26 protein-coding genes, 1 tRNA gene and 1 other RNA gene are annotated in these 24,627 nt (G+C 67.2%); 14 read left to right on the top strand and 14 right to left on the bottom strand.

From position 1 onward, the window contains the following. Positions 1-3: 3 nt before the first annotated feature. Positions 4-441 carry an SRPBCC family protein gene (locus tag LMQ14_RS01635; protein ID WP_267733131.1) on the bottom strand — a complete coding sequence of 146 codons (438 nt, stop codon included), beginning with the start codon at positions 439-441 and terminating at the stop codon, positions 4-6. A gap of 129 nt (positions 442-570) precedes the next feature. On the opposite strand from LMQ14_RS01635, the gene LMQ14_RS01630 reads away from it, so the two are divergent. Both LMQ14_RS01630 and LMQ14_RS01625 read left to right on the top strand, forming a co-directional pair. Next, positions 571-1,905 carry an FAD-binding oxidoreductase gene (locus LMQ14_RS01630; RefSeq protein ID WP_267733130.1) on the top strand — a complete coding sequence of 445 codons (1,335 nt, stop codon included), beginning with the start codon at positions 571-573 and terminating at the stop codon, positions 1,903-1,905. Then, positions 1,902-3,212, top strand: a complete 1,311-nt coding sequence (locus LMQ14_RS01625) for a class I SAM-dependent methyltransferase (RefSeq protein WP_267733129.1) — start codon at positions 1,902-1,904, stop codon at positions 3,210-3,212. The genes LMQ14_RS01630 and LMQ14_RS01625 overlap by 4 nt, the downstream gene beginning before the upstream one ends. Positions 3,213-3,265: 53 nt before the next feature. On the opposite strand, the gene LMQ14_RS01620 is transcribed toward LMQ14_RS01625, so the two are convergent. The 3 genes from LMQ14_RS01620 to ffs all read right to left on the bottom strand — a co-directional run bounded on the left by LMQ14_RS01620 (position 3,266) and on the right by ffs (position 6,744). Then, positions 3,266-5,167, bottom strand: coding sequence for a DNA polymerase III subunits gamma/tau (locus LMQ14_RS01620; RefSeq protein WP_267733128.1), 1,902 nt, complete (start codon positions 5,165-5,167; stop codon positions 3,266-3,268). 79 nt (positions 5,168-5,246) lie between these two features. Next, positions 5,247-6,560 carry an aminotransferase class I/II-fold pyridoxal phosphate-dependent enzyme gene (locus LMQ14_RS01615; protein ID WP_267733127.1) on the bottom strand — a complete coding sequence of 438 codons (1,314 nt, stop codon included), beginning with the start codon at positions 6,558-6,560 and terminating at the stop codon, positions 5,247-5,249. Between the two features lie 89 nt (positions 6,561-6,649). Continuing rightward, an RNA gene (ffs, locus tag LMQ14_RS01610) (signal recognition particle sRNA small type) lies at positions 6,650-6,744 on the bottom strand. Positions 6,745-6,823: 79 nt separating this feature from the next. On the opposite strand from ffs, the gene LMQ14_RS01605 reads away from it, so the two are divergent. After that, positions 6,824-6,908 (top strand) — tRNA-Ser (locus LMQ14_RS01605). Positions 6,909-7,009: 101 nt separating this feature from the next. Then, positions 7,010-7,876, top strand: a complete 867-nt coding sequence (locus LMQ14_RS01600; protein ID WP_267733126.1) for a hypothetical protein — start codon at positions 7,010-7,012, stop codon at positions 7,874-7,876. On the opposite strand, the gene LMQ14_RS01595 is transcribed toward LMQ14_RS01600, so the two are convergent. Together LMQ14_RS01595 and LMQ14_RS01590 are read right to left on the bottom strand one after the other, a co-directional pair. Beyond that, a complete protein-coding gene (locus LMQ14_RS01595) occupies positions 7,877-8,620 on the bottom strand; it encodes an enoyl-CoA hydratase/isomerase family protein (protein WP_267733125.1) in 744 nt (247 codons plus the stop codon). Between the two features lie 28 nt (positions 8,621-8,648). Next, entirely contained in the window at positions 8,649-9,035 is a 387-nt protein-coding gene (locus tag LMQ14_RS01590; protein WP_267733124.1) for a hypothetical protein, read from the bottom strand. A 139-nt stretch (positions 9,036-9,174) separates the two neighbouring features. On the opposite strand from LMQ14_RS01590, the gene LMQ14_RS01585 reads away from it, so the two are divergent. From LMQ14_RS01585 to LMQ14_RS01575, 3 genes are all read left to right on the top strand, one after another. After that, positions 9,175-9,660: a lipoprotein LpqH gene (locus LMQ14_RS01585; RefSeq protein WP_267733123.1), complete on the top strand. Its 486-nt coding sequence runs from the start codon at positions 9,175-9,177 to the stop codon at positions 9,658-9,660. A gap of 88 nt (positions 9,661-9,748) precedes the next feature. After that, entirely contained in the window at positions 9,749-11,473 is a 1,725-nt protein-coding gene (locus LMQ14_RS01580) for a hypothetical protein (RefSeq protein WP_267733122.1), read from the top strand. Further along, entirely contained in the window at positions 11,470-12,840 is a 1,371-nt protein-coding gene (locus tag LMQ14_RS01575; RefSeq protein ID WP_267733121.1) for a CHAT domain-containing protein, read from the top strand. Before LMQ14_RS01580 ends, LMQ14_RS01575 begins: the two co-directional genes overlap by 4 nt. A gap of 3 nt (positions 12,841-12,843) precedes the next feature. On the opposite strand, the gene LMQ14_RS01570 is transcribed toward LMQ14_RS01575, so the two are convergent. Then, positions 12,844-13,188, bottom strand: coding sequence for a hypothetical protein (locus LMQ14_RS01570; protein ID WP_420714593.1), 345 nt, complete (start codon positions 13,186-13,188; stop codon positions 12,844-12,846). Between the two features lie 44 nt (positions 13,189-13,232). Between LMQ14_RS01570 and LMQ14_RS01565 the strand changes: the two genes are divergently transcribed. The 3 genes from LMQ14_RS01565 to LMQ14_RS01555 are packed head-to-tail and all read left to right on the top strand — an operon-like array spanning position 13,233 to position 16,755. Beyond that, positions 13,233-14,552: a hypothetical protein gene (locus LMQ14_RS01565; protein WP_267733120.1), complete on the top strand. Its 1,320-nt coding sequence runs from the start codon at positions 13,233-13,235 to the stop codon at positions 14,550-14,552. Continuing rightward, positions 14,549-15,670 (top strand): hypothetical protein, encoded by a 1,122-nt coding sequence (locus LMQ14_RS01560; RefSeq protein WP_267733119.1) that lies wholly within the window; start codon positions 14,549-14,551, stop codon positions 15,668-15,670. Before LMQ14_RS01565 ends, LMQ14_RS01560 begins: the two co-directional genes overlap by 4 nt. Before the next feature lie 29 nt (positions 15,671-15,699). After that, on the top strand, positions 15,700-16,755 hold the full coding sequence (locus tag LMQ14_RS01555; RefSeq protein ID WP_267733118.1) for a dihydrodipicolinate reductase: 1,056 nt from the start codon (positions 15,700-15,702) through the stop codon (positions 16,753-16,755). Here the strand turns inward: LMQ14_RS01555 and LMQ14_RS01550 are convergent. Beyond that, on the bottom strand, positions 16,752-18,056 hold the full coding sequence (locus LMQ14_RS01550; protein WP_267733117.1) for a serine hydrolase domain-containing protein: 1,305 nt from the start codon (positions 18,054-18,056) through the stop codon (positions 16,752-16,754). The genes LMQ14_RS01555 and LMQ14_RS01550 overlap by 4 nt on opposite strands. Before the next feature lie 107 nt (positions 18,057-18,163). Continuing rightward, positions 18,164-18,331, bottom strand: coding sequence for a hypothetical protein (locus tag LMQ14_RS01545; protein ID WP_267733116.1), 168 nt, complete (start codon positions 18,329-18,331; stop codon positions 18,164-18,166). A 179-nt stretch (positions 18,332-18,510) separates the two neighbouring features. Here LMQ14_RS01545 and LMQ14_RS01540 point away from each other — a divergent pair, with 179 nt between their 5' ends. The 4 genes from LMQ14_RS01540 to LMQ14_RS01525 all read left to right on the top strand — a co-directional run bounded on the left by LMQ14_RS01540 (position 18,511) and on the right by LMQ14_RS01525 (position 21,180). After that, positions 18,511-18,684, top strand: coding sequence for a CsbD family protein (locus tag LMQ14_RS01540; RefSeq protein WP_267733115.1), 174 nt, complete (start codon positions 18,511-18,513; stop codon positions 18,682-18,684). Positions 18,685-18,837: 153 nt separating this feature from the next. Further along, complete coding sequence (locus tag LMQ14_RS01535; protein WP_267733114.1) at positions 18,838-19,338, top strand: nitroreductase family deazaflavin-dependent oxidoreductase; 501 nt, start codon at positions 18,838-18,840, stop codon at positions 19,336-19,338. Between the two features lie 159 nt (positions 19,339-19,497). Then, the gene (locus tag LMQ14_RS01530) at positions 19,498-20,139 is read left to right on the top strand and encodes a cutinase family protein (RefSeq protein ID WP_267735735.1); all 642 of its coding nucleotides are present in this window, start codon (positions 19,498-19,500) and stop codon (positions 20,137-20,139) included. Between the two features lie 51 nt (positions 20,140-20,190). Beyond that, on the top strand, positions 20,191-21,180 hold the full coding sequence (locus LMQ14_RS01525; protein ID WP_267733113.1) for an SDR family NAD(P)-dependent oxidoreductase: 990 nt from the start codon (positions 20,191-20,193) through the stop codon (positions 21,178-21,180). Here the strand turns inward: LMQ14_RS01525 and LMQ14_RS01520 are convergent. From LMQ14_RS01520 to LMQ14_RS01500, 5 genes are all read right to left on the bottom strand, one after another. After that, on the bottom strand, positions 21,177-21,569 hold the full coding sequence (locus LMQ14_RS01520; RefSeq protein WP_267733112.1) for a hypothetical protein: 393 nt from the start codon (positions 21,567-21,569) through the stop codon (positions 21,177-21,179). The genes LMQ14_RS01525 and LMQ14_RS01520 overlap by 4 nt on opposite strands. A gap of 41 nt (positions 21,570-21,610) precedes the next feature. Beyond that, positions 21,611-21,997 carry a PPOX class F420-dependent oxidoreductase gene (locus LMQ14_RS01515; RefSeq protein ID WP_267733111.1) on the bottom strand — a complete coding sequence of 129 codons (387 nt, stop codon included), beginning with the start codon at positions 21,995-21,997 and terminating at the stop codon, positions 21,611-21,613. Positions 21,998-22,077: 80 nt separating this feature from the next. Beyond that, entirely contained in the window at positions 22,078-22,425 is a 348-nt protein-coding gene (locus LMQ14_RS01510; RefSeq protein ID WP_267733110.1) for a UBP-type zinc finger domain-containing protein, read from the bottom strand. Between the two features lie 12 nt (positions 22,426-22,437). Further along, on the bottom strand, positions 22,438-23,001 hold the full coding sequence (locus LMQ14_RS01505) for a DoxX family protein (protein ID WP_267733109.1): 564 nt from the start codon (positions 22,999-23,001) through the stop codon (positions 22,438-22,440). 150 nt (positions 23,002-23,151) lie between these two features. Further along, positions 23,152-24,609: an aldehyde dehydrogenase gene (locus LMQ14_RS01500; protein WP_267733108.1), complete on the bottom strand. Its 1,458-nt coding sequence runs from the start codon at positions 24,607-24,609 to the stop codon at positions 23,152-23,154. Positions 24,610-24,627: the final 18 nt, after the last annotated feature.

The following is a 24,627-nucleotide window of genomic DNA, read 5'->3' as shown; positions in this document are numbered from 1 at the left end:
GGCCTAGCCTTCGAGTTCCTTCTTGAGGTTGGCCAGTACCTCACCCTGAATTTTCTTGAGCCCCAACGGCGCAAACGTCTTCTCGAAAAAGCCCTTCACACCGCCCGCGCCCGTCCAGCTGGTTTTGACGGTCACGCTAGATCCGGGGCCCGCCGGAGCCACGGTCCAGTTGGTGATCATCGACGAGTTCGCGTCCTTCTCGATGACGCTGTGACCGGCGACGTCAACGTTGGCTTGCACGTCGCGGCTGCGTGATTTGGTGGCCTGCAGCTTCCACTTGACGACGGTGCCCTGCCCCTGTCCGCCCTGCAGGACCTGGTATTCGCTGTAGTGCGGGGACAGGATCTTCGGGCGCACGTTCTGGTAGTCCGCCACCGCGGCGAGCGTGGCCCCGGGCTCGACGGTGATCAAGATGGTGCTGGCTGCGCTGACCTGTGCCATCAGGCGCGACTCCTCCGTTGTGATGCCGCCCTCGTGCGGGTGCACGAGGTGTGGTCGAAGACTAGGGTATATGTGGTGCCAGGTTCAGGATCTGCACTCTCGGCTCACACGTCGGGCGTCGATCGGTTGATGGCGAGCTATCGTTCCATCCCCGTAACGTCCGCGGTCCGGCTCGCCAAGCCCACGTCAAATCTGTTCCGCGCCCGCACTAAACGCGACGCGCGCGGTCTGGACACCTCGGGACTGACCGGCGTGCTGAGCGTCGATCCCGAAGCTCACACCGCCGATGTGGCCGGCATGTGCACGTATCAGGATTTGGTCGCGGCGACCCTTCCCTACGGCCTGTCGCCGCTGGTAGTCCCGCAGCTCAAGACCATTACGCTGGGCGGCGCGGTCAGTGGGCTGGGCATCGAGTCGGCGTCGTTCCGCAACGGTTTGCCACATGAATCGGTGCTGGAAATGGATATCCTCACCGGCGCTGGCGAATTGCTCACCGCGTCGCGCGATCAGCACTGCGACCTGTTCCGGGCTTTTCCCAATTCCTATGGAACACTGGGCTATTCAACCAGACTGCAGATCGAGCTGGAGCCCATCGCACCGTTTGTGGCGTTGCGGCACATCCGATTCCGGTCGCTACCGGGGCTCGTCGCGGCCATGGAACGCATCATCGACACCGGTGGGCAGGGCGGCACCCCGGTCGACTATCTCGACGGCGTGGTCTTCAGTCCCGACGAGAGCTATCTGTGCGTGGGCAGACGCACCACCACCCCGGGACCGGTCAGCGACTACACCGGCAAAAGGATCTACTACCAGTCGATGCGGCACGACGCCGCCGGCGTGGAAGGCACCAAAGACGACCGGCTGACGACGCACGACTACTTCTGGCGCTGGGACACCGATTGGTTTTGGTGCTCACGCGCATTCGGCGTGCAGAACCCTCGGCTGCGCCGCTTTTGGCCACGCCGCTACCGGCGCAGCAGCGTCTACTCCAAGCTGGTGGCCGCCGATCGCCGCTTCGGGGTATCCGACCGGATCGAGACTCGCCATGGCCGCCCGGCCCGCGAGCGGGTGGTTCAGGATGTCGAGGTGCCGATCGGACGGTCCTGCGAATTCCTGGAGTGGTTTCTGGACAGCGTCCCGATCACACCGATCTGGTTGTGCCCGTTACGACTTCGCGATCACAAGGGCTGGCCCCTGTATCCGATACCGCCCGACCACAGCTACGTCAACATCGGGTTCTGGTCCTCGGTGCCCGCCGCCGACGGCGTGGGCATCACCAATCGGGCAATCGAGGCGAAGGTCAGTGAGCTCGACGGGCACAAGTCGTTGTACTCCGACTCCTTCTACACCCGTGAACAGTTCGACCAGCTCTACGGCGGCGAGGCCTACAAGACGGTCAAAAAATCCTACGACCCCGACTCTCGTCTGCTCGATCTCTATGCAAAGGCGGTGCAACGGCGATGACGACAACCAGACAGCCCGACCACTCCATTACGGGCAAGCTCACCATGGCCGAGGTGCTCGCCATCTTCACCGCATCCGGCGGGCACCCGCTCAAGTTCACCGCGTACGACGGCAGCACCGCCGGAAGCGAAGACGCCCCGCTGGGTCTGGACCTTTGCTCGCCACGCGGCGCCACCTACCTGGCCACGGCGCCCGGCGAGCTCGGTATTGCCCGCGCGTACATCTCGGGCGACCTGCAGCCACTCGGCGTACATCCGGGCGATCCCTACGAGCTGCTCAAGATGCTGGCCGACCGGGTGGATTTCAAGCGGCCGTCGGCGTGGACACTGGCTCAGGTGGTTCGCTCGATCGGCATCGAACATCTGGTGCCGATTGCGCCTCCCGCGCTGGAAACGCCGCCCCGGTGGCGCCGGGTCGCAGAAGGCTTGCTGCACAGCAAGACCCGCGACGCGGAAGCCATCCACCACCACTACGACGTGTCCAACACGTTCTACGAATGGGTGCTGGGGCCGTCGATGACCTATACCTGCGCGGTGTATCCGGATGCCGACGCGACTCTGGAAGAGGCGCAAGACAATAAGTACCGGGTAATTTTCGAGAAGCTCAAGCTGCAACCGGGCGACCGGCTGCTCGACGTGGGGTGCGGCTGGGGCGGCATGGTGCGCTACGCCGCCCGCCACGGGGTCCGGGCCGTCGGCGCCACCCTGTCGGCCGAACAGGCCAAGTGGTCGCAAAAAGCGATCGAGGACCAAGGCCTCTCCGAGCTTGCCGAGGTGCGCCACTGCGACTACCGCGACGTGCCCGAGGCGGGCTTTGACGCCGTCTCGTCGATCGGGCTGACCGAGCACATCGGCGTGAAGAATTACCCCGCCTACTTCGGTTTCCTCAAGTCGAAGCTGCGCACCGGCGGTCTGCTGCTCAACCACTGCATCACCCGCCACGACAACGAGCAGCACACGTTCGCCGGCGGCTTCACCGACCGGTACGTCTTCCCCGACGGGGAGCTCACCGGATCTGGACACATCATGATGGACATCCAGGACACGGGTTTCGAGGTGCTGCACACGGAGAACTTCCGCCACCACTACGCGATGACATTGCGCGATTGGTGCCGCAACCTCGTCGACCACTGGGACGAGGCGGTTGCCGAAGTGGGTCTGCCCGTCGCCAAGGTCTGGGGACTTTACATGGCAGCTTCGCGAGTTGCGTTCGACGAGAACAACCTTCAGCTCCATCACGTGCTGGCCGCCAATGTCGAGCGGCGAGGCGCCGACAGTTTGCCGCTGCGCCCTTGGTGGCGGCCATAGCTGGATTGCCTGACTGCTCAGCCCGCGCTACGCGGCGCGCATCGTCAGCAGGCTTAGTCGCCGTCGATCCGGCGCGCGCCCAGCTCGCTCTGCAGCAGCTCGAGTGCGACCTCTTCGGGGTCGCGGCGCGGCGCCGACGGATCGGTACGACCGGCTTCGGCGAGCATGTGTTCCTCTTCGTCGCGCTGAGCGGATTCCGTAGCGGCGGAATCGTTTACGGGAGGTTCCTGCTCGGCAGGCGGCGGCACCGCTCTCCTGCTGGGGGGCGACGGCGCGGCGGCCGCCTTGCGGGGGGGCGGGGCAGCCGCCGCTGCCCCGGCCGGGGAGCCGGTCTCGCAACGGACCCGCCAGTTCACCCCCAGCGCGTCCTTGAGTGCCTCGGCGATGACGTCGGCGTTGCGCTGTTCGGATAGTCGCTTGGCCAGTGGCGCCGACTCGTGCGTGAGCACCAGGGTGTCGCCCTCCACGGCGCGCACGGTGGCGCCGGCCAGCATCACCTCGGTGGTGCGGCTGCGCTCGCGTACCTTGTCGCGCACCGTCGGCCACATCGTTCGCACCGCGGCCGCATTGAGTTCGCTTGGGGCAGAAGCGGGTTCGGGCTCCGGGGTTGAAGCGTGTTCCGGATTGGGCACCGGATCGGGAGGAGGCGCCACAACCGGTTCGGGAACCGGCTCACGCTCCGGTTCATCCGGGGGCTCGGCCGGTGCCGGCTGCCGGGCGGCCGGGCGCGGCGCAGCGGACGGCGGTGGGGTTGCCACTGGGCGCGCAGGCGCCGGTGCGGCGTCGGCGGCAGGAATGGACATGGTCAGCCGGGTCTCGATGCGCTCGATGCGTTGCAGCAGAGCCGATTCGGTGTCGCTTGCCGAGGGCAGTAGCAGGCGAGCGCAGACCACCTCGAGCAGCAGCCGGGGCGCCGTCGCTCCGCGCATCTCGCCCAACCCGGCCTGCACCACTTCGGCGTAGCGGGTCAGCGTCGCCGCGCCGATCCGGGCCGCTTGCTCGCGCATGCGGTCCAGCACGTCTTCCGGTGCGTCCACCACACCGCGGCTTATCGCATCCGGAACCGCTTGCAGCACAATGAGATCGCGGAATCGTTCCAGCAGGTCGATCGCGAAGCGGCGTGGGTCGTGGCCGGCGTCGATCACCGATTCGACCGCGCCGAACAGCGCCGCGGCATCCCCGGCGGCCAGCGCGTCGACGGCGTCGTCGATCAGTGCGACGTCGGTGGCACCCAGCAGCCCCAACGCGCGCGGGTAGGTGACGTGGTTGTCGTCGGCGCCGGCGACCAGCTGGTCGAGCACCGACAACGTGTCGCGGGGCGAACCACCGCCGGCGCGGATCACCAGCGGGTACACCGCGTCGTCGACGACCACACTTTCTTGTTCGCAGATCCGCCCGATCAGCGAACGCATGGTCTTGGGCGGCAACAACCGGAACGGATAGTGATGAGTGCGCGACCGAATCGTCGGCAGCACCTTCTCCGGTTCGGTGGTGGCGAAGATGAAGATGAGGTGCTCGGGCGGTTCCTCGACGATCTTGAGCAGCGCGTTGAACCCCGCCGTGGTCACCATGTGCGCCTCGTCGACGATGAACACCCGGTAGCGCGACTGCGCCGGCGCATAGAAGGCGCGGTCGCGCAGCTCGCGGGTGTCGTCGACGCCGCCGTGGCTGGCGGCGTCTAGTTCCACCACGTCGATGCTGCCGGGCGCGTTGGGTGCCAACGCCTGACACGAGTCGCACACCCCGCACGGGGTGGCCGTCGGTCCCTGCGCACAGTTCAGCGACCGGGCCAGGATGCGGGCGGACGAGGTCTTTCCGCAGCCGCGCGGCCCGGAGAACAGGTACGCATGGTTGATCCGGCCGGCTTCCAAGGCAATGGACAGCGGCTCGGTGACGTGCTCCTGCCCCACCACTTCGGCGAAGGTTGCCGGTCGGTACTTGCGGTAGAGAGCCACGGTCAGCAGGCTACCGGCGCGAGCTGACTACGGCCCGCGCCGGGCGTTCAACGCCGTCGAGTGTGCAAGCACGGCGCCGTCAGCGCACACACAGCGCCGTCAGGTCACGCTCGGAGCCGGGGCCGCCCAGCCGGGCCTCGGAAGCCGCCAGCAGCGCGCAGGTGGCCAGCCCGTCGACCGCGTCGCGCAGATCCGGCAGCGACGGGAAGGTGGGCGCGATGCGGATGTTCTTGTCCTCCGGATCCTTGCGGTACGGGAACGTCGCACCCGCCTCGGTGACCGCGATACCGGCGTCCTTGGCCAGCGCGACGGTCCGGCGCGCGGTGCCGGGCCACACGTCGAGGCTGATGAAATAGCCGCCCTTGGGCTCGGTCCAGGAGGCGATCTTGGAGTCGCCGAGCCGCTGCTCGAGGATTTCCAGCGTCAGGGCGAACTTCGGCGCCAGGATCTGCTGGTGGCGCTGCATCTGCAGCCGGACCCCGTCGGCGTCGCCGAAGAAGCGCAGGTGCCGCAGCTGGTTGATCTTGTCCGGGCCGATCGACTTCTTCCCCGCGTACTGCAGGTACCAGGCGATGTTGCCCAGCGATCCGCCCAGGAAGCTGACGCCCGCGCCGGCAAAGGTGATCTTCGAGGTGGACGCGAAGACGTACGGCCGGTTCGGGTTACCGGCCGTCGCGGCCAGCCCGAGGATGTCGACCTGACGCAGGAAGTCGTGCGTCAGGGTGTGCACGGCGTAAGCGTTGTCCCAGAACAGCCGGAAGTCGGGCGCGGCGGTGCGCATCTGCACCAGCCGGCGCACGGTCTCCCAGGAGTACGTCACACCGGTCGGGTTGCCGAACACCGGCACCGTCCACATCCCCTTGATCGCGGGGTCGACGGCCACCAACTCCTCGATCATGTCGACGTCCGGGCCGTCGTCGCGCATCGGGACCAGGATCATCTCGATGCCCATGGTCTCGGTGATCGCGAAGTGGCGGTCATAGCCGGGCGCCGGGCACAGGAACTTGATGCCCGGCTCGTCCTTCCAGGGGCGTTGCGAGTCCACGCCGCCGTACAGCATCGAGAAGGCGACGAGATCATGCATCAGCTCCAGGCTGGAGTTGTTCCCGGCGATCAGGTTGGGCACCGGGATGCCCAGCAACTCCCCGAAGATGGCCCGCAGTCCGGGCAGGCCGTGCAGGCCGCCGTAGTTGCGGGTGTCGGTGCCCTCAGCGTCGCGGAAGTCGTCGCCGGGCAGGCTCAGCAGCTGGTTGGACAGATCGAGCTGTTCCGGGGCGGGTTTGCCGCGGGTGAGATCCAAATGCAGCTTCTTAGCCTGCAGCTCCGCGTAGTCCTGCTGGTTGCGGGAGTGCAGTGCGCTGAGCTCTTCGGGGCTGAGGGAATCGAACGCCACCATGCTTTTTTGGAGGGCCCTTTCGCTGTCGAACGCCGGAGGGTGACCGGGCCGGCTCGCGGCGTAAGCGCTGGTTGCACGGCCCCGCACATAGGGGACCCCGCGCACCCGACAGAGCCCATTGACCCTTGCTGCCTTCCGGCCCTGGGGGAGTTCACAGGATAGACGCCGCGCGGGGTCCATGGCGAGTGTAGTACCTGGCTCGGGTCGGCCGATGACGGCCGCGGGACATTCCACGTTGACCCAGCCGCTACCATTGCCACGGAGGATTCGCCTAGTGGCCTATGGCGCTCGCCTGGAACGCGGGTTGGGTTAACGCCCTCGCGGGTTCAAATCCCGCATCCTCCGCAAATCGGGTTCACTCGGTTGCCGGACGCGGCCAGACGGTTGTTTGGAATCTGTTTGGCTGCCTTTAGGCTGACGTGGGCTCACCAGTATGAGGGAGGCGTATGGGGCGCAAGGTCGCCATACCGTGGCACTTGGTGTTTTCGATCGGTGCCGGCGTCCTCTATTTCCTCTGCGTGTTGCCCCGCTGGTCCGAGTTGATGGGCGACACATCGCGCGGACTGGGGATGGCGGGCCGGATCGCCGCGGGCGCACTGATCGCCCTGGCCGCACTACCCGTGGTGTTCACTCATCTGCGGACCCGCAAGCCGGAGCTGGGCACGCCGCAAATGGCCCTGACGATCAGGGTCTGGTCGATCGTGGGCCACGTGCTGGCCGGGGCGCTGATCATCGGCACCGCGATCAGCGAGATCTGGCTCAGCCTGGACGCTGCCGGACAGTATCTTTTCGGGATTTACGGTGCCGCCGCCGCGATCGGTCTGCTCGGATTTTTCGCGTTCTACCTGTCGTTTGTGGCCGAGCTGCCGCCTCCGCCGCCGAAGCCGATCAAGGCGAAGAAGCCCAAACGGGGTCGTCTGCGCCGTAAGAAGGGCGACGAGGCGGACGCCGAGGAAGCCATCGACACCGACGACGCGGAAGCCGGCGAAGCCGAGGAGACCGAGGCCGGCGACGCCGAAGAGACCGAAGAAGCCGAGACCGTCACGGCCGAAGAGGCAGCGCCGGAACAGGCGGCCGAGCCCACCGAAGAACCCGAGCCCGCCGAAGAGTCCGTTGATCCCACCGCCAAAGCTGTCGAAGCCGTCAAAGCCGAGAAGCCGTCAACCGACGACACCGACGAGGCCACCGACGACGAGGCCACCGACGACGCCGAGGAGCCCCGGAGCGGACTGCGCAACCGCCGCCCGGAGGGCAAGGGCACGCACCGCATGCGGCGCAGGCGCACCCGCGGCGGCGTCGCGCTCGACGAGTGATCAGTCGCGGCGTCGAAGACTCTCCACGTAGGTGGCCAGGCGCTGCTGCGTCTCGTCTGAACCCCACAGCTGGCGGACGTCGGCATCGGTAGCGCCACCCTGCCGGATCCGCGCCACCGCTGGGGCACGTAGCTGAGCTTTCGTGTCGCGATAGGCCTCAACCGGGAGTTCACCAAGCTCTGCGGCCTCGGCGACCGCCGCCTCGACCAGATCGTCGGCGACGACGCGATGGGCAAGCCCGCGGGCGATGGCGTCGGGTCCCTTGTAGGTGCGGGCGCCGAGCAGCACTTCTTCGGCGTGATCCCCGCAGGCATAGCGCATCACTTCCAGCGCGGCGACCGGGAACGAGACGCCGACGCGAACCTCGGCCGCGCCGATCCCCGCCTCGGGACCGATCAGGCGGCGATCGCAGGCACACGCCAGCACACACCCACCGGCGATCGCGGCGCCGTTGATGGCGGCCACCGTCGGCCACGGAAAGCCGAACAACGCGTCGAACATGTGGGACAGCGCCGGAACCAGCCGATCTGTGTAGTCGCTGCCGCCCTCGACCACGCGGTTGAGGTCGACCCCGGCGGAAAACACCCGGCCCGCGCCGGTGATGACCAACGGACCGTTGCCCGACTCCTGCAGTTCCCGAAACGTTCGGGTCAACTCGTCGAGCACTTCCACGTCGAGTGCGTTGACGCGTCCCGCCGAAAGGGTCAGCACCCGCACCGAACCAACAGTCTGGATCTCAATCACAAGGACACTCAAGCACTCGCCGGCCGCGCTACTGCTGGTGGGTCAGCCTGGCGAGGATCACCGGAATGTCGGTGTTCTCGTCGGTGTGATAGCTCGCGCAGACGCGGTGGTAGCCATCGGCGATCTGCAACGGAACACCCGTCACGATGTCACCACGCACCAGCAGGATGGGCGACAGCGCAACGCCTTGCTCAATCTTGGTGAGATCGGCGGCGACGTGTGGGTTATCAACGGGTAACAGGCTCAGCTGCGCGGCCCGCAGGATGTCCTTGGCTTTCTTGTGGCTCACGGTTCCGGTCTGCAGCCGTTTTGCGAGCTTCTTGACCGTGGGCGGGTCGGCGAGCAGGTCAAGGTAATCGGCTGCTGCCGGAAAGTCATGTGCCTCAGGCGTTTCCAGCCACTTCACGCTGGCCATCGGCTCTCTCCCTTCATCGGGTCCCCGCCGACGGAGCCTACCGGCTGCACCCAAATATTGGGATCGGTAGCAACACCGGCGTTCTGTACTTGCTCCCATGACGACGCCAACGGGGCGACGCATGAAGGAAGGAACTGCAGTGAAACGTCTTCTCGTGGGCGCAATCGGAACCCTTGGCGTGGCTGCGGCCGTGGTGGGCTGCTCGAGCGGCGGCCACACAGCCAGCCCGGCGTCGAGCACAGCCCCCAGTGTCGCCTCCGGGAGCAGCGGTGCTCAGGTCAAGGTCGGCGGCTCCGACTTGGCCGGCGTCAACCCCGCCTCGGTGACCTGTGTGAAGCAGGGCGGCAAGATCGACATCGGTAGCGGCTCCACCGGCGGTGCGCAGCAGGCGCTCGCCGTCGTGATGACCGACGAAGCGACCCCGAAGGTCGAGTCGTTGGCCCTGGTTGTTGACGGCAACGCCCTGTCGGTCGCCAACAGCATGGGCGGGAAGGTCGGATCGGCCGACGTGGCGGTCGACGGCAAGACCTACACCATCACCGGTCAGGCGCAGGGCGCCGACCTGAAAAACCCGATGGCCGGCATGATCACCAAGGACTTCAGCATCAAGGTGACGTGCGGTTAATCGGTTTCACTCCGGGCGGCGGACGGCCTCACTCACCCGTCCGCCGCACCGGGCTGTCCAGGGCACATTCGAGACTTATGATGCAGCCGTGTCGATCTCCGGCGAATTAGAGCGAGCCCGCCGCCTGGCACTGGTCGCCGACGAGACCGGCGCCCGGGACCTCTTGCTGTCCCTGGTCCCCGCGATCGAGGCCGAAGACCGCGACGACCTGATCCTGGAGGTCTTCGCGCAGCTGGGCGACATCTACCTGGCGCGGGGCGCGAATGACGGAGTGCACGAATGCATCCGGCGCATCCGCGACTGTCTGGCGATCTACTCGGGAATCATCGCCGGCACCACGCCGGAAGCCGCCAGTCAGGTGTCGCTGCCCGCGGCCGACATAGCCCGGATGATCCGCCGCTATTCGCGACGAGCTCAGTTCCTGCAGACCGGCCTGGCCGCCGCCCAGGGCGATCACGAAGGCGCCGAGGCGGCGCTGGCCGAGTTGAGCCGGGCCGACGACGCGTTTCCCGACCTGGCCCACGAACACACGCATCTGATCGTCCATGCACAGGTCTTGTGCGCGGCCGCGCTGTGCGACGACGACCTGCATATGCGGTCGGTGCCGTTGTGGGAGCAGGTGCTCGATGCGATCGACCGTCTCGACGACACCGAATTCGACGACCAGCTGCGGGTGGCCGCGGCCACCGACTATGGCAGGTTCTGCGTCGAGACGGGGCGACTGGCCGAAGCCGAGCCCTGGCTGCGTCGCGCCGGGGCCAGGGCTCGGGCCCGGGGATGGGAATTAGCCGATGCCAGAACGCAATTAGAGCGCGCGGCCGCGCGCTGGTTGGTCAGCGACCACGCGGGGACCGAGCAGCTGGTCTCCGAGGCATACCCGGTTATCGCGCGATACGAGCGGGCCCACGACGTCGCCCGGTGCTGGCTGTATATGGGACTCACCCGGCTGGCGACCGGCGAACTCCAAGCCGCCGACGAGTCCTGGGAGCATGCCGAACGACACTGGCGTGAGCTGGGCAAGCCGTTGTACTTACACCGTATCTTGTTGCAGCGCAGCTGGATCGCGATATTTTGGAGCCGGTTCGCCGAGGCGGTCGAGCTGATCGCCCAGGCTCGGGAACTACTCGACTCGTCACCACGCAGCAGTTGGCTGCAGTACGCCCAACTCGACAATCACCTCGGCACGGTGTGGCGTGCGGATGCGTTGGCGGACCTCGGTTTCGACAGCTCGGGCGATCCCGACGAACCGCTGGAGGAAACCGAGGCGCGGCAGGCCGCGGGGCTCGGCATCCTGCAGGGCGAGGTCGGCACGCCCGAATACTGGCGCGGCATGACCAAACTCGAACAGGCGGCGGAGCTCAAGGTCCCGGCCGCGTTGGCAGTCGATTCGGTGCGTTTTTCGATCGCGGACGCCGACGCAAGAGCGCGCTGGGCAACTAGCATTTCGGCACCCATCCTGGCCGGGGCCTTCGCCGTCGCGTACGAGTGGGAGAACACCCAGCTGATCAGTGAGTTGGTCGAATATCACAGCGCACGAGGCACTTTCGACACCGATCCACAGCGGGCGGCAATCGGCGAATGGGCATCGACGGCCACCGCCACGGTGCTCGTGGACACCGACCTGGAACCGGCGCTGGCTGCCGCCGGCCCGTCCGTGGGCGCCGGCCGCTCGCTCACCCGGCTCGGCCCGTTGCCACCGCTACAGATGCAACCCGACAGCCCGCCGATCATGAGTCACTATCGCGCGCTGGCGCTGCAGCGCTACGGCCGCGACGTCACCGCCGCCGAACCCGCCTGGTCGACCTGGCCATGAGCGAGGCGGACCGGCTCACTCTTGTCCTGCGGTACGCCGACGTCGGCATCGCCACCTACGGCAGCCTGCGGATCGTCGGGCAGCCGTCGCGGACCGTCACCTGGGTGGTGGAGGAGCCCCTGCTGTTGGCCGCCATCGAGGAGCTGACCGACGCCATCCCCGAGCCACACGGCAGCGAGAGCCGCCGCGACGCCATCGAGCGGGCCTTGGCCACTGGCCCTTTCGCGAATCCGGGCACCGAGCTCACCGTCGCCTACATTCTGGGTGTGCTGCTGATATCGACACAGGGCTGGCAGCTGTTGACGGAGTGCGTGGCCTCGCCGCGCGCCACGCTGTTCGTGGCCCCCAGCGCGCGCCTGGCCCGCGTCCCATGGAACCTGCTGGCGGTGCCGAAATCGGGCCCGAGCAAAGAGGAATTGGTACGTGCCCGCCAGGACGCCATCACCCGTAGCGGGCGGGTGGCCGCCCGGATCCCTTGGCAGCTCACGAATATCAGCGATCACACCGACGGCCATCGGCTGATGGAGTTGGTGGACGTGCTGATGGCGGTGCCGGCGAACATCGTGCACGCACCGCGCACACCGGCGCGCTGGGATGCCCGCCACGATCGCCCGCCGGTCCTGGTCCTCGACCCGCGCGTGCCCGGACAACGCCCCGACTCCGCACTCGGGTCGGTGCTCGGCAGGCCGTCAGCGGAAACGCAATTGGCACACCACTTTTCCGAACTGATGGCCCACCGTGCGGTGCTGCCCGGCGTCGACGCGGCGGTCGACCTGTTCCGCCGTCAGGACGCCGACCGCGGCTGGCTGGCCGGCATGCTGGAGCGGACACCCAGCAGACTGCTCTACGTCGGCCACGCGAGTTCTGCAGACGCACAGCACGATCACGCCGCCCAGGCCGACCGCGCCGCGCTGCACTTGGCCTGTACGGCGGCGGCCCCGGGCGACGCCGACACCATCGGCGATCACCGCCCGCTCACGGCGTCGGACCTGATGTCGTTGCGAATGCCGATGCCTCCGCGGGTAGCCCTGCTGGCCTGCGGATCGGGCGGGGACTATCGATTCGACGAGGCTACCGGTCTGGTCGCGGCGATGATTCTGGGTGGCGCGCAGTTGGTGACCGCCACGCTGTGGTCGCTGCCCACCACGGCTGCCTACCGCCAATTCGCGGCCAGGGACGGCGACGCGGCCGATCCGATGGCCGATGTGGTCGCCGCCGTCGACCACGCGCACGAAGCCGACGACGCCGGGTCCGCGGTGAATCGATGGCAGCGCGAACAGATGCGGCGTTGGCGCGACGGCGACCGCACCGCAAACCCGCTGTATTGGGCCGCGCTGGTCACCTTCGCGGTCGACGGCGCACGCTAGCGCTCAGACCGCGGCCAGCCACGACGCATGGACGGCCAATACATCGTCGGGCAGCGAAAGTTTCTCGCGGGCAGCCGGATCGAACGCAACCAGCACAACCAGGCCGGGCCGCAGCACCGACACGTCCGGATCGTCCTCGCAGCGCGCCAGTCTGCCGATGAACGTCTCACCGGACACCGCGACCACTTCGATGAAAACCTGCCGCTCGCCGGCGACCTTGCGGACCGTACCGACGCCGACGGTACGACCTACGGCGTCGCCACGCCGCCAGAACGCGAACCGGGCCAGCACTGTCATCAGCTTCTTCATGCATCCAGGATCGGTGTGCCGCGCGGCTACCGAACCCAACTTTTTGGCTGCCGGTATTTTCCGAATGCCCCTATCCTGTGCTGATGAGCGCGGACCCGCAGCTGGCCACCACCGTGGCCGCAGGCCACCCACGCCGGTCGGTGATCGACCAGGCGTGGCGGGCAATCGGGCTCGGCGTCGAAGTGCTCAGTAGCGACGACGGCGGGCCGTTGACCCGGACCGTCAAACGCATCCTCGACCCGTTGGTGCTCCGGCTCCGGTCCAACCCGCAGTATTCGGCCCCGGTGGTCACCCCCGACACCGCCGCGGCAATGCACGAAGTGATCGTGGGCAACGCATCCGAATTACGCGCTACCGCAGCATGGTTCGAGGTCCTCAAGCTCGAGCGCCGCAGGCAGCGGATCCGTTCCGGAAATGCCCAGGAGCTCTACTTCCCGGTGTGCTACGAGCTCGCGGTCACCAAAGGCTCACCGGCACCGGAAGATCGCGAGACCGCGGCCACCGTGCTCGGCGAGATTCACCAGGGCCGCGACCGCACCGCGATCGAAGTCTTGCACCAGTACGTGGCAGGCCCCGATGTCGTGGCCACGCTGACCGATCAGCTTGAGCGCAGTTGGCGTGACGTGCGGCCGGGCCAGACCGTGACGGCTCCGTTTCTGGCCGAGCTCGGCACCGTGCTCGGGCCCGCACACGGCCACCGCGCCGCAACCGCCCGCCAGCGGGTCTGGTCGGCGATGATCAGCGACACCACCCCGTACAATCTGGGCGCTTTGGTCCGCATCGAATCGGCCGAGCTGCCCTGGTCGATCGTCAAGCTGGGATTGAGTTCGGTTGCACCGCAACGGCTCCCGCGTGTTTCCGGCGGCGCCGACGGCGACCGCCCGCTGGATCGCAGCGTGGTGGACCGGGTGCGCGCGACGCTGCGCCGCGCCCTGGACCGCGACGCCCTGCCCGACATCCCGTTGCTCTGCGAAGAAGAAGTCGACCGCGCCTGTGCACCCTGGGGCCTGCTGTCCGAGGACAAGCAGGCCACCCTGGTGGCCGGAATCGAGGTCGCGGTCGAGCTGGCGCCGCTGGACCGAACCGTCGCGAGCCGCTACGCGCTGGCGGCGCAGATCCAGGCGCGGCTGCGCAAGGAGGCGTATGTCCTGCACGCCCGGCGTTATCTCGCCGAGGGCGGCCCGATGCATCCACGGCAACGCCAAGTGGTCGACGACCTGGCGGCGTATGCACCGCCCTACCTCAGCCGCCTGTGGGCCCGCCTGCACGGGCGCGACGTCTGGCAGGAGCCCTGCGACGACGTCGACGAGGTGCGGTCGCTGCTGGAGGGGGTCGCGCGATCGGTCAGCCTCGATCACCGCCAGCGCATCAAGTCGATGCTGGAATTGCAGGTGGCCGGATGAAATTGGTTGCCGATTCCGGCCTTTGGACGGTCGGGCCGGCCAGCGCCCACACGCCGCTGGCCGCCGTGCTGGAAGTCAGTGGCGCCGTACTGTCCTGGACGATCGACGATCCGCCCGGCGAAGAGCGCGCCCAGATCACCTTCACCGATCTGTCGCGCGCGGACTGGCTGTGGCGGGTGTTCGGTGAAGCCGGGCACGTTGCGCTGGCTGCGGCCGCGGACACGGCGGACGGCGCGGCCAGTGTCGAGCTGACCGGCGTCGAGATCGTGCCGGGTTCGGTGGGCCCGCTGCGCCGGCTGGCCGTCGGGCATTGGCTGCGGCGCTGGTGGCCGGCGAGTCAGCGGGACGGCATTGCCGGCCTGGACCACGCGCTGCTCGACGTCGAGGTCGCGCTGCTGACTGCCGGCGCACAGGACTTCTTCGCCGACGACACGCTGGATTCGGACGTGACCGGGCTGCTGGCGCCGCACGCCACGGCGCTGTTCAGCTATGTCCGCAGCGACGATGGGCGGATCGCGAACCTGGTACGCGCGGGCGCCGAACTGGCCGACGAGGTCGGTGTGGACGACGATGCGTGGGCGGAACTGATTGCCGCTCTTGACGATTCGAGTGTGGCGTTGGCGATACCGAGCGGGCGCCGCGACGACTACGCGCTGGCCGCGGGCGCCGACACGGGCCCCCGGAGCGCGGCGTCGATCGCCCGGGGCGTCGCCTCCATCAACTGGACCGCGGTGCCCGCGGCCATCTTCGATGCGGGCGAGAACACCGTCGACTGGAACGTCGAGGCGTCGGGGGCTGTGGTGCGTGCGGCGATCATCGGGCCCGACCTGCCCTCCGGCATCGCGGTGCGATTGCAGTCGGGCGCGATCAGCGGTGCCGGCGTTCTGGACGGCGAGGGCCGTGCGCTCCTCCCGCTGGTCGACGCCGCGCAGCAGCCGCTGACCGAATCCGCCGCCTGGGATCACGATTGGACGGCGACCGCGGTGATCGTCGGAGCCGACACGACCGAGACCCGCGAGACCCGGGAACGGATCCGCCGTTGGGCACACGCCAGGCTGGGCCGGCCGCCGGCCGACGCGTTTCTGGCCGAGATTTTGGCTTCCGAGGCCGCCTATTAAGCGTGCGAACAATTCCCTATGCTGAGCGAGTGCCAAACAACTATCGAGTCGTTCAGTGGAACACCGGAAACGTGGGCAAAAGCTCGCTCAAGTCGATCGCCGACAACCCCATCCTGGAACTGGTCGGATGCTTCGCCTGGTCTCCGGACAAGGTCGGACGTGATGCCGGCGAATTGGTCGGCATCGCCCCGCTGGGGGTCGCCGCGACCAATGACATCGACGCGCTGCTCGCGCTGAAACCGGATTGCGTGGTCTACAACCCGATGTGGATCAACGTCGACGAGCTGGTCCAGATCTTGTCCGCGGGCGTCAACGTGGTGACCACGGCGTCGTTCATCACCGGCCACAACCTGGGCGACGGCCGCGACCGGCTCCTCGAGGCCTGCGAGAAGGGCGGCTCGACGATCTTCGGGTCCGGCGTCAGCCCGGGCTTCGCCGAGCTACTGGCCATCGTCTCGGCGATGGTGTGCAACCGCGTCGACAAGGTCACCGTCAACGAAGCCGCCGACACCACGTTCTACGACTCCCCGGAGACCGAGAAGCCGGTCGGTTTCGGCCAGCCGATCGACCATCCGGAGCTGCCGGCGATGGCCGCCAAGGGCACCGCGATCTTCGGCGAGGCCGTCCGGCTGGTGGCCGACGCGCTCGGCGTCGAGCTCGACGAGGTCAAATGCGTCGCCGAGTTCGCCCAAACCACCGCCGACCTCGAAATGGCGTCCTGGACCATCCCCGCCGGACACGTCGCGGGCACCTACATCAGCTGGCAGGGCATCGTGAACGGCAAGACCCTGATCGACCTCAACGTCCGGTGGAAAAAGGGGCAGACCCTGGAACCCGACTGGCAGATCGAGCAGGACGGCTGGGTCATCCAGATCGACGGTCAGCCGACGGTGACGACCAAGGTCGGATTCCTGCCGCCGCCGTACTTCGAGGCGACGACGCTCGAGGAATTCATGGACCTCGGCCACATCATGACGGCCGTGCCCGCCATCAACGCGATTCCGGCCGTGGTCGCCGCGGCACCCGGCATCGCTACCTACGCCGACCTTCCGCTGACGCTGCCGCGCGGCTTCGCGAAGATCTAGCCCTCGCCCGACGCAGCCCGCGCCGGCGCGGCCGTCCGTCGCCGGCCGGGCTTGGGATAGGTCGCACCGAGTTGGGGCACCTCGACCGGACCCCGGTGCCGGGCGGCCTCCATCGCGGAGCGCAACGGACCGGCGAGCCCGGCGAACGATCCCATGTCGAACACCCGCGACGTCAGCAGCCGGTTGTGCACGTATCCGAACGAGCCGCCCACCTCGGGGTCGGCCCAGCCGAGCGTCCCGCCCAGGCCCACGTGCCCGAACCCGCGCAACAGACCGGGCACCGGCGATTCGTGGTAGCCGAGGTGAAAGGGCATGGGCACCACCATGTTTGCGTCCGGCCACTTGATTCGCGCCTGCCCGGTCAGCCCGCGTGCCAGCTCCTTGGACAAGTACTTCTTGCCGTCGATGCGGCCGTCGTTGGCCAGCACGGCATACATCTTGGCCAGCGCGCGGCCGGTCACCACTCCGTTGGCCGCGGGGATCTCGCCGTCCAGGAACGGGGTGTCGCCCTGCATCAGAGACATGATCCCCGGGAAGTACATCGCGCCCAGCGCCCCCGAGTACCGCATGTTGGCCACCCTCGGTGCGACGAAGTTGAGCAGCGGGGTCCGCACAATTCCTTTCTGCGGCATCAGGATCTGCGCGGGTGTGGTCGGCGAGCCCACGGGCGGGCGGCCCAGATGCAGGCCGTCGGTGTTGAGCGGACGCGCGACCTCCTGACGAATCAGCTCGCGCATGCCTTTGCCCGTGACCGCCCGGGCCAACCCGGACAGCAGCCAGCCATACGTCAGCGCGTGATAGGCCTGCACGCCCCGCAGATGGTCGACGGGCGCGGCGGCCAGCCGCGCTTCCATCGCCAGGTGGTCCATCAGCTCCGTCTTGGTGACACCGCGCAGATGCGACAGCCCGGCTCGATGCCGCAGCACATCGCGCACGGTGATCTCTTCCTTGCCATTGGCCGCGAAGTCGGGCCAGTACTCCGCGACGGGGTCGTCGTAGGACAACAGGCCCCGATCGGCCAACCGATGAATCACCGTCGAGGCGACACCCTTGGTCGCCGAGAACACCATCGCGCCGGTGTCGGCGGTCCAGGGCTGTGTCCCGGCCCGGTCCGACCACCCGGTCCAGACGTCGACGACCGGAACACCATCGACGTACACGGACAGGGCGCCCCCGCCGAGCCGTCGCCCCGGGAACTGCTGCGCAAATTTCTGGACCACGTTCGCGAAATGCGGATCGGCGGCCCCCGACACGCCACGCGGCAGGCCATCGTCGGTTACCAGCAGAGTCGACGGTGTCATGGTGCCCCCGGGCGTTGTGCGCATCGGACAGCTACCGCCGCGGCGGCCCCTCCCCGATGAGGTGCGATTACCAGATCGAAGCTATCAGTCGAGCAGAGACCTGAAAGTCAGTTGGGCGGATCGTGCCCCGGTGTCTCTCCGCCATCCGCACCGGGCAAATCCTCGGGTGGCGAGTCTCCCAGAAACTTCCGCAGCCGAAGCAGCTGATTGATCACGATGCCCAGGCCCAGCAGCATCAGCACGACGACGATCGCCACCACGGTTGCGGTGCTCATCGGATCCCCATAGGTCCATTGTGATCCATCCCATGCCGACCAAAAGATCTAGTTGTTTGCCAGTTAGGCCGGGTAATCGCACGCTTCGAGCCGCGGCGGATCCCGGTCCGGGGGTTTCGGAATCCCTCACCGGGGTAGCCGGACGGAGAACAACATCGAGTCAACAGGGAGCGAAACGCATGAGCACCGAAGACAAGATCAAGAACAAAATCGAGGACCTCGGCGGCCAGGCCAAGGAAGCCATCGGCAAGGTCACCGGCGACGACGACACCAAGAACGAAGGTCGGGCGGATCAGGCCAAGTCCAGCCTGAAGGACGCCGGCGAGAAGGTGAAGGACGCCTTCAAGAAGTAGCGAACGGCTTCGACCAGCAGGTTTACTCAAGACGCCGGTAAACCTGCTGGTCGTTTTTTCAACGCAGCAGACGGCGCTTGGCACTGAAGCCGATCGGCACCAAGGTTGCGCCAAACATGCCCGCGCACTTTCTGATCGGATTATCGTCGATTCATGCCGCTACCGATTGTCGACCCGCAGCGCCCCAGCACGGCGTTCACGCGCACGATGACAAAGTTTGCACGCAGCGGGCCGGGAAAGTTTCTCGCACAACACATCGCGGCCAAGACCGATCCATGGCTGATGCGGGTTTCCCACGACAAAGTGTCCTGGGGAATGTTTGCTGTGCCGTCGGCGACGCTGCACATGACGGGTGCCAAAAGCGGCCAGCCACGGCAGGCGCAGATCTCCTATTTTCACGACGGTCGCGACGTCATCGCGGTCGCCTCCAACTTCGGCGGCAACACACACCCGAATTGGTACTACAACCTCAAAGCCCATCCCGAGTGTGAATTGGGTGGGGACAGCTTCGTGGCCACCGAGATCACCGATCCCGTCGAGTACGAGCGGCTCTACGGCCTCGCCGAACGCTCCTACCCTGGCTACAGCGACTATCGGGCAGCGACGACGGCGGTCGGGCGGCACATCCCGGTATTGCGCCTGGCTCCCCGGTAACGATTGAGAAATCACGCTTTGGGCAATCCTTGACGCCACCTGCATCGAATACAGGTAATGGGAAATTGGCATAACACGGTGGGACTGGAAATGAATTTCTTGAAGTTGATCGACAGCCCGATGCGCAGGCTCGCGGCGGCCGGCGGAACGGCCGCACTGATGGCGACAGCCGTGCTGGTCAGCGGCCACGCCCCGGCGGCAAGCGCCGACTGTCCTGACGTCGACTTGGTCTTTGCCCGCGGCACCAGCGAGCCGCCCGGTGTCGGCGGCATCGGTTCCGGCTTCGTCGACGCGCTGCGCGGTCAGCTCGGCGGGCGGAGCCTGACGGTGTACCCGGTGAACTACCCGGCCAGCAGCGACTTCGCCAACCCCGACTTCCCGGCGACGTTCATCGACGGGATCCGTGACGCCAGCTCGCACATCGAGTCGATGGCGGCCAGCTGCCCCAAGACCCGGGAAGTGCTGGGCGGTTTTTCGCAGGGCGCGGCCGTTGCCGGTTTCGTTACCTCGTCGGCCGTCCCCAAGGGCGTCCCCACCGCTTCGGTGCCGGCACCGATGCCGCCCGACGTCGCCAACCACATCGCCGCGGTTACCCTCTTCGGCACACCGTCGAATCAATTCCTGGAGCATTACGGTGCGCCGGACATCGCGATCGGCCCGCTGTACCAGCCCAAGACGCTGCAGCTGTGCGCTCCCGGCGATCCGATCTGCGGTGGCGGCAGCGACGGCGCCGCACACGGTTCGTATGTCGTGAACGGGATGACGGGCCAAGCCGCGAGCTACGTGGCCAGCCACCTGTAGTTAACGCAACCCCGGTTGCCGCAGCGACGCCAGGCCTTGGAGAATCGCTGCGTGCGAATTCTGATAACGGGCGGTACTGGATTCGTCGGTGGGTGGACCGCTAAGGCCATCGCCGACGCGGGGCACTCGGTTCGGTTCCTGGTGCGCAATCCCGATCGGCTGCACACCTCGGTCGCGCAACTCGGTGTCGATGTGTCGGACTTCGCCGTCGGGGACATCGTCGATCGCGTCTCGGTGCGCGCAGCCTTGCAGGGATGCGACGCCGTTGTGCACGCCGCCGCCCTGGTGGCCACCGATCCGCGGCAGACCAACGAGATGCTGACCACGAATATGCAGGGCGCGCAAAACGTGCTCGGTCAAGCGGTCGAACTCGGCCTCGACCCGATCGTGCACGTGTCGAGCTTCACCGCGCTGTTCCATCCCAACCTGGAGACGATGACGGCCGACCTGCCGGTCGTCGGCGGGGCCGACGGCTACGGAACGTCCAAGGCCCAGGTCGACCTCTACGCCCGCGGCCTGCAAGACGCCGCTGCGCCGGTGAACATCACCTACCCCGGCATGGTGCTGGGCCCGCCCGTCGGCAACCAGTACGGCGAGGTCGGCGAGGGTCTCAAAGCGGCGTTGCAGATGCACGTGATCCCCGGGCGCGGCGGCGGGTGGCTGATCGTTGACGTCCGCGATCTGGCCGCGCTGCATGCCGCATTGCTCGAGCCCGGCAAAGGGCCGCGCCGCTATACCGCCGGCGGTCACCGGGTTCCGGCCGCGGCGCTCGCGGAGATACTCGGCCAGGCCGCCGACACCCCGATGGTCGCCTTTCCGATTCCCGACACCGCGTTGCGCGTCGCGGGGGCGGTGCTGGATCGGGCTAAGCGGCTTCTTCCCTTCGTCGATACGCCTTTCACCTCGGCGGGCATGCAGTACTACACCCGGATACCGGCGTCGGATGATTCGCCCAGCGAGAAAGATCTCGGCATCACCTATCGGGATCCGCGGGAAACCGTGGCCGACACGATCGACGGCCTGCGGAGAGCCGGCAGCTAGGGCTGCCCGCCCTTGCCGAAACCGCGGCCAAAGCCGCGCACGCCCGCGCCGACGAACGGCACCGGCGCCAGTATGGCGATCAACGCGCTCTTGGTCCCGACGAGGGGCCTGCTGCGCAGCCCGAGCAGGAGATCGGCGCTATCGCTGACCAAGCCCATGGCGGCCCAGCGCCGGAATTCGCTGTCGCCGCCGCGCAATAACGCGGCGCAAGCGCCCGACCCGATGACCAGGTCCCGAATACCGATCGTTTGCATCAGCAGCGTCTCGGTCCCCGAGTCGGGCTTGAAGAATCGGTCGGGCGCCAGCAGCATCGCGGCGCCGACGCCGACGCGGGCCGCTGCGACCAATGCCAAAATCGGCGACGCCGTCCTGGGCGATTCCTGGGCCACGGGTCAACCCTAACCGCGGCGTCGCACCCCGGGAAGCGTTGCTAAGCGCCGGGTTTGATCTCGAGGCCGACGTGCACCTTGTCGATACCGCCACGCACGATCGAGTGAACGTAGAACCACGGGGCGTGATACCAGTACCGCTTGAGCACGGCGTTGTAGACCCGCCGTGTCTCGGACTTCGGCAGCACCCGGGCGACGCCCTCAACCTCTTCGCTCAGGGGCTTGCCCAATACGCCGCTTTTGCCGATCGTCACGCGCGGCGTGTTGTTGATCCGTTTGGTTTTCCACGAGCCGTCGTCGGTGATGACGAGCAGCATGTCCCCGTCGGGCACTCCCCAGATTGGCGTGGGCTTCGGGCGGCCGTCCTTGGTGAAGGTGGTCAGCAGCAGGTACTTGGACTGGATGACGTCCTGAAAACTCGGAGCCACGCGTTTTCCTTATCTGTGGATGGTTCTCAGAACAATTCCCCGGTTATGGGGCTCTTAATCGTGTTCTTGATCCCCTGGCGTCAGTGCAGCCGCCGTTGCCAGTCGGCGGGGACACGCTCGGCGGGTCCGGGCACCGATTGGTCAACCGGATGATGGTCCGGCGGGGCCAGCGCCGGACCGTCGTAGAACTGTTCGTCCCGGTAGTCGTAGAACCAGTCCTCTCCGGGTTCGAAACTGGTGATCAGCGGATGCTTGGCGGCTCCGGCGTGGGCAGTGGCGTGCTGGCCCGGCGATTGGTCACAGCACCCGATATGACCACATTGGGCGCACCGGCGCAGGTGGAACCACCAGCCCTGGTGTTGCTCGCACTCCACACAGCCTGCCCCGCTGGGCGTGACGGTGGTGTCGATGCCGGTCTGCTCGCTCACCCGATCTCCGATCTAGAAACGCGCGCTGGCGACCCCGCGTCGCTTTCGCGCCAGCAGTCCATCGATCGACCATGGGCCCGGCCCGGCGATCAGCAGGAAGGCGACACTCATCAGCTGTGCATACTCCGAGCGGATCTCATGCAACACCGCCCACAGGCCAGTCTTAGGGGGAGCCGGCGGTAAAGGCAAGGGCGAGGTTCCGAGGTACATCGCGATCTTCGTCGACAGCATCGCCACCAACATCTCGACGATGAACGGCACCGTGATCAGCCGGGTGAAAAGGCCGGAGATCAGCAGGATCCCGCCCACGATCTCGAGCAGCGCGACAAAGGTTGCCATCGTCTCCGGGAGCGGAATGCCGATCAGGGCGAACCGTCCGCCACCCTGATTGTGGTACACGAACTTCAGGATGCCCTCCCACAAGAACACACCACCGGCCATCAGGCGGATCAGGATGATCGCCGCGGGCCCACCGGTCGGCGGTTTGCCGAACCACTTCCACAGTCTCCCCACGGGGTGATCGCGCCGAGAGAGCAGCGGCGTTGGGGGCGGTTTTGCGGCTTCGCGCAAGGTCATGACCGCTTCTTTCGCTAGGTACAAGTACACGTCGCACCTAGATAGGGTCGCGGGTTACGGCCTGCGTGCGGCTGGGCCGGATCCGGCCGAGCGTGAAGCCAGCTTCACGTTGGGCGTCGAGCGTGCGGCTAGCTTCACGCTCGACGATCGCTAATTGCTTGTGCCGGCCGTCGAAATCGATTGGCTCACGGTGTAACTGTCGATTCCCTCGGTTCCGAGCTCGCGACCGTAGCCGCTGTTCTTGACCCCGCCGAACGGGGCTGCCGGATCCATGATGTAGCCCTCGTTGACGCCGAAGGTCCCGGACCGGACCCGGGCCGCGACGCCGTAACCGCGTTCGACGTCGGCGGTGAACACCGATCCGGCCAGCCCGTACTCGGAGTCGTTGGCGATCCGGATCGCCTCGTCCTCGTCACGGTAGGAAATGACCGTCAGCACCGGACCGAAGATCTCCTCGCGCGCGATTCGCATGTCGTTGGTCGCGTCGCTGAACAGTGTCGGGCGCACATACCAACCGGCGTCGAGGCCGTCGGGCATCTCGCTGCCGCCGGTAACCAGCCGCGCCCCTTCGCTTTTGCCCGATTCGATGTAACCGCGGACCCGCTCCTGCTGGCGCTGGGCGACCAACGGACCGATCTGGCTGTTGGGATCGGCCGGGTCGCCGACGGCCATCGCCGCCATCCCGGCGGCCAGCGCGTCGACGAATTCGTCCTTGCGCTGCTCGGGCACCAGAATCCGGCTCAGCGCGTTGCAGACCTGCCCGCTGTTGGCCAGGCTGGCCATCTGAATGCCGGTCGCGGCGGCGGCGGGGTCGGCGTCGTCGAGCACGATCGCCGCCGACTTGCCGCCCAGTTCGAGGCTCACCTGCTTCAGGCCTTCGGCACACGCGAGGGCCACTTGCCGGCCGGCCACCGTGGAGCCGGTGAACGAAACCTTGTCGACGCCGGGATGGCGCACCAGCAGCTCGCCGACTTCTCGACCGCCCGGCACCACATTGAGCACACCGGGCGGAAGCTCAGCTGCCGCAACCAGATCCGCGAGCAGCTGCGCGTCAAGGACCGACTCGGGTGCGGGCTTGAGCACCACCGTGCAGCCGGCCAGCAGCGCGGGCACCACCTTGGTGACGGTCAGAAACTGCGGCATGTTCCACGGCACCACCGCGGCGACGACGCCGACCGGAACCTTCCGGATCCGAATGTTCTTGCCGTAGAGCCCCGGCCGTTCCTGCTGCCATGCGTAGTCGGCAGCGATGGTGCAGAACGCCGACATCATGGTCAGGGGTAGCCGGACCTGTGCCCTTTTGGCGAAGCTGATCGGGGCGCCGATCTCGGCCGAGATCAGTGCGGCCATATCGGCTCGCCGCTCGTTGTAGATGCCGGCCAGCCGGGTGATGGCCTCGATGCGTTCCGCCGGTTGCAGGCGTGGCCACGGTCCGGTGTCGAAAGCCGCGCGCGCAGCGTCGACCGCGCGGTCGACGTCGGCAGGTCCCGCGCAGACCGCGCGGCCGATGACAGCCTCGCTATGCGGGGACACCACCGAGATGGAATCCTGGCCCGAAGCCGGGGCTGCCCACTTCCCGTCGATGAAGAGTTGGTCCCTGTCGTACATCAAACTCCTTGGATCTCT

This window comes from Mycobacterium sp. Aquia_213 (assembly GCF_026625985.1).
In the GTDB taxonomy this organism is placed as follows: Bacteria; Actinomycetota; Actinomycetes; order Mycobacteriales; family Mycobacteriaceae; genus Mycobacterium.
The sequence above is the reverse complement of the archived record's forward strand: the minus strand, read 5'-3'. Positions and strand labels throughout refer to the sequence as shown.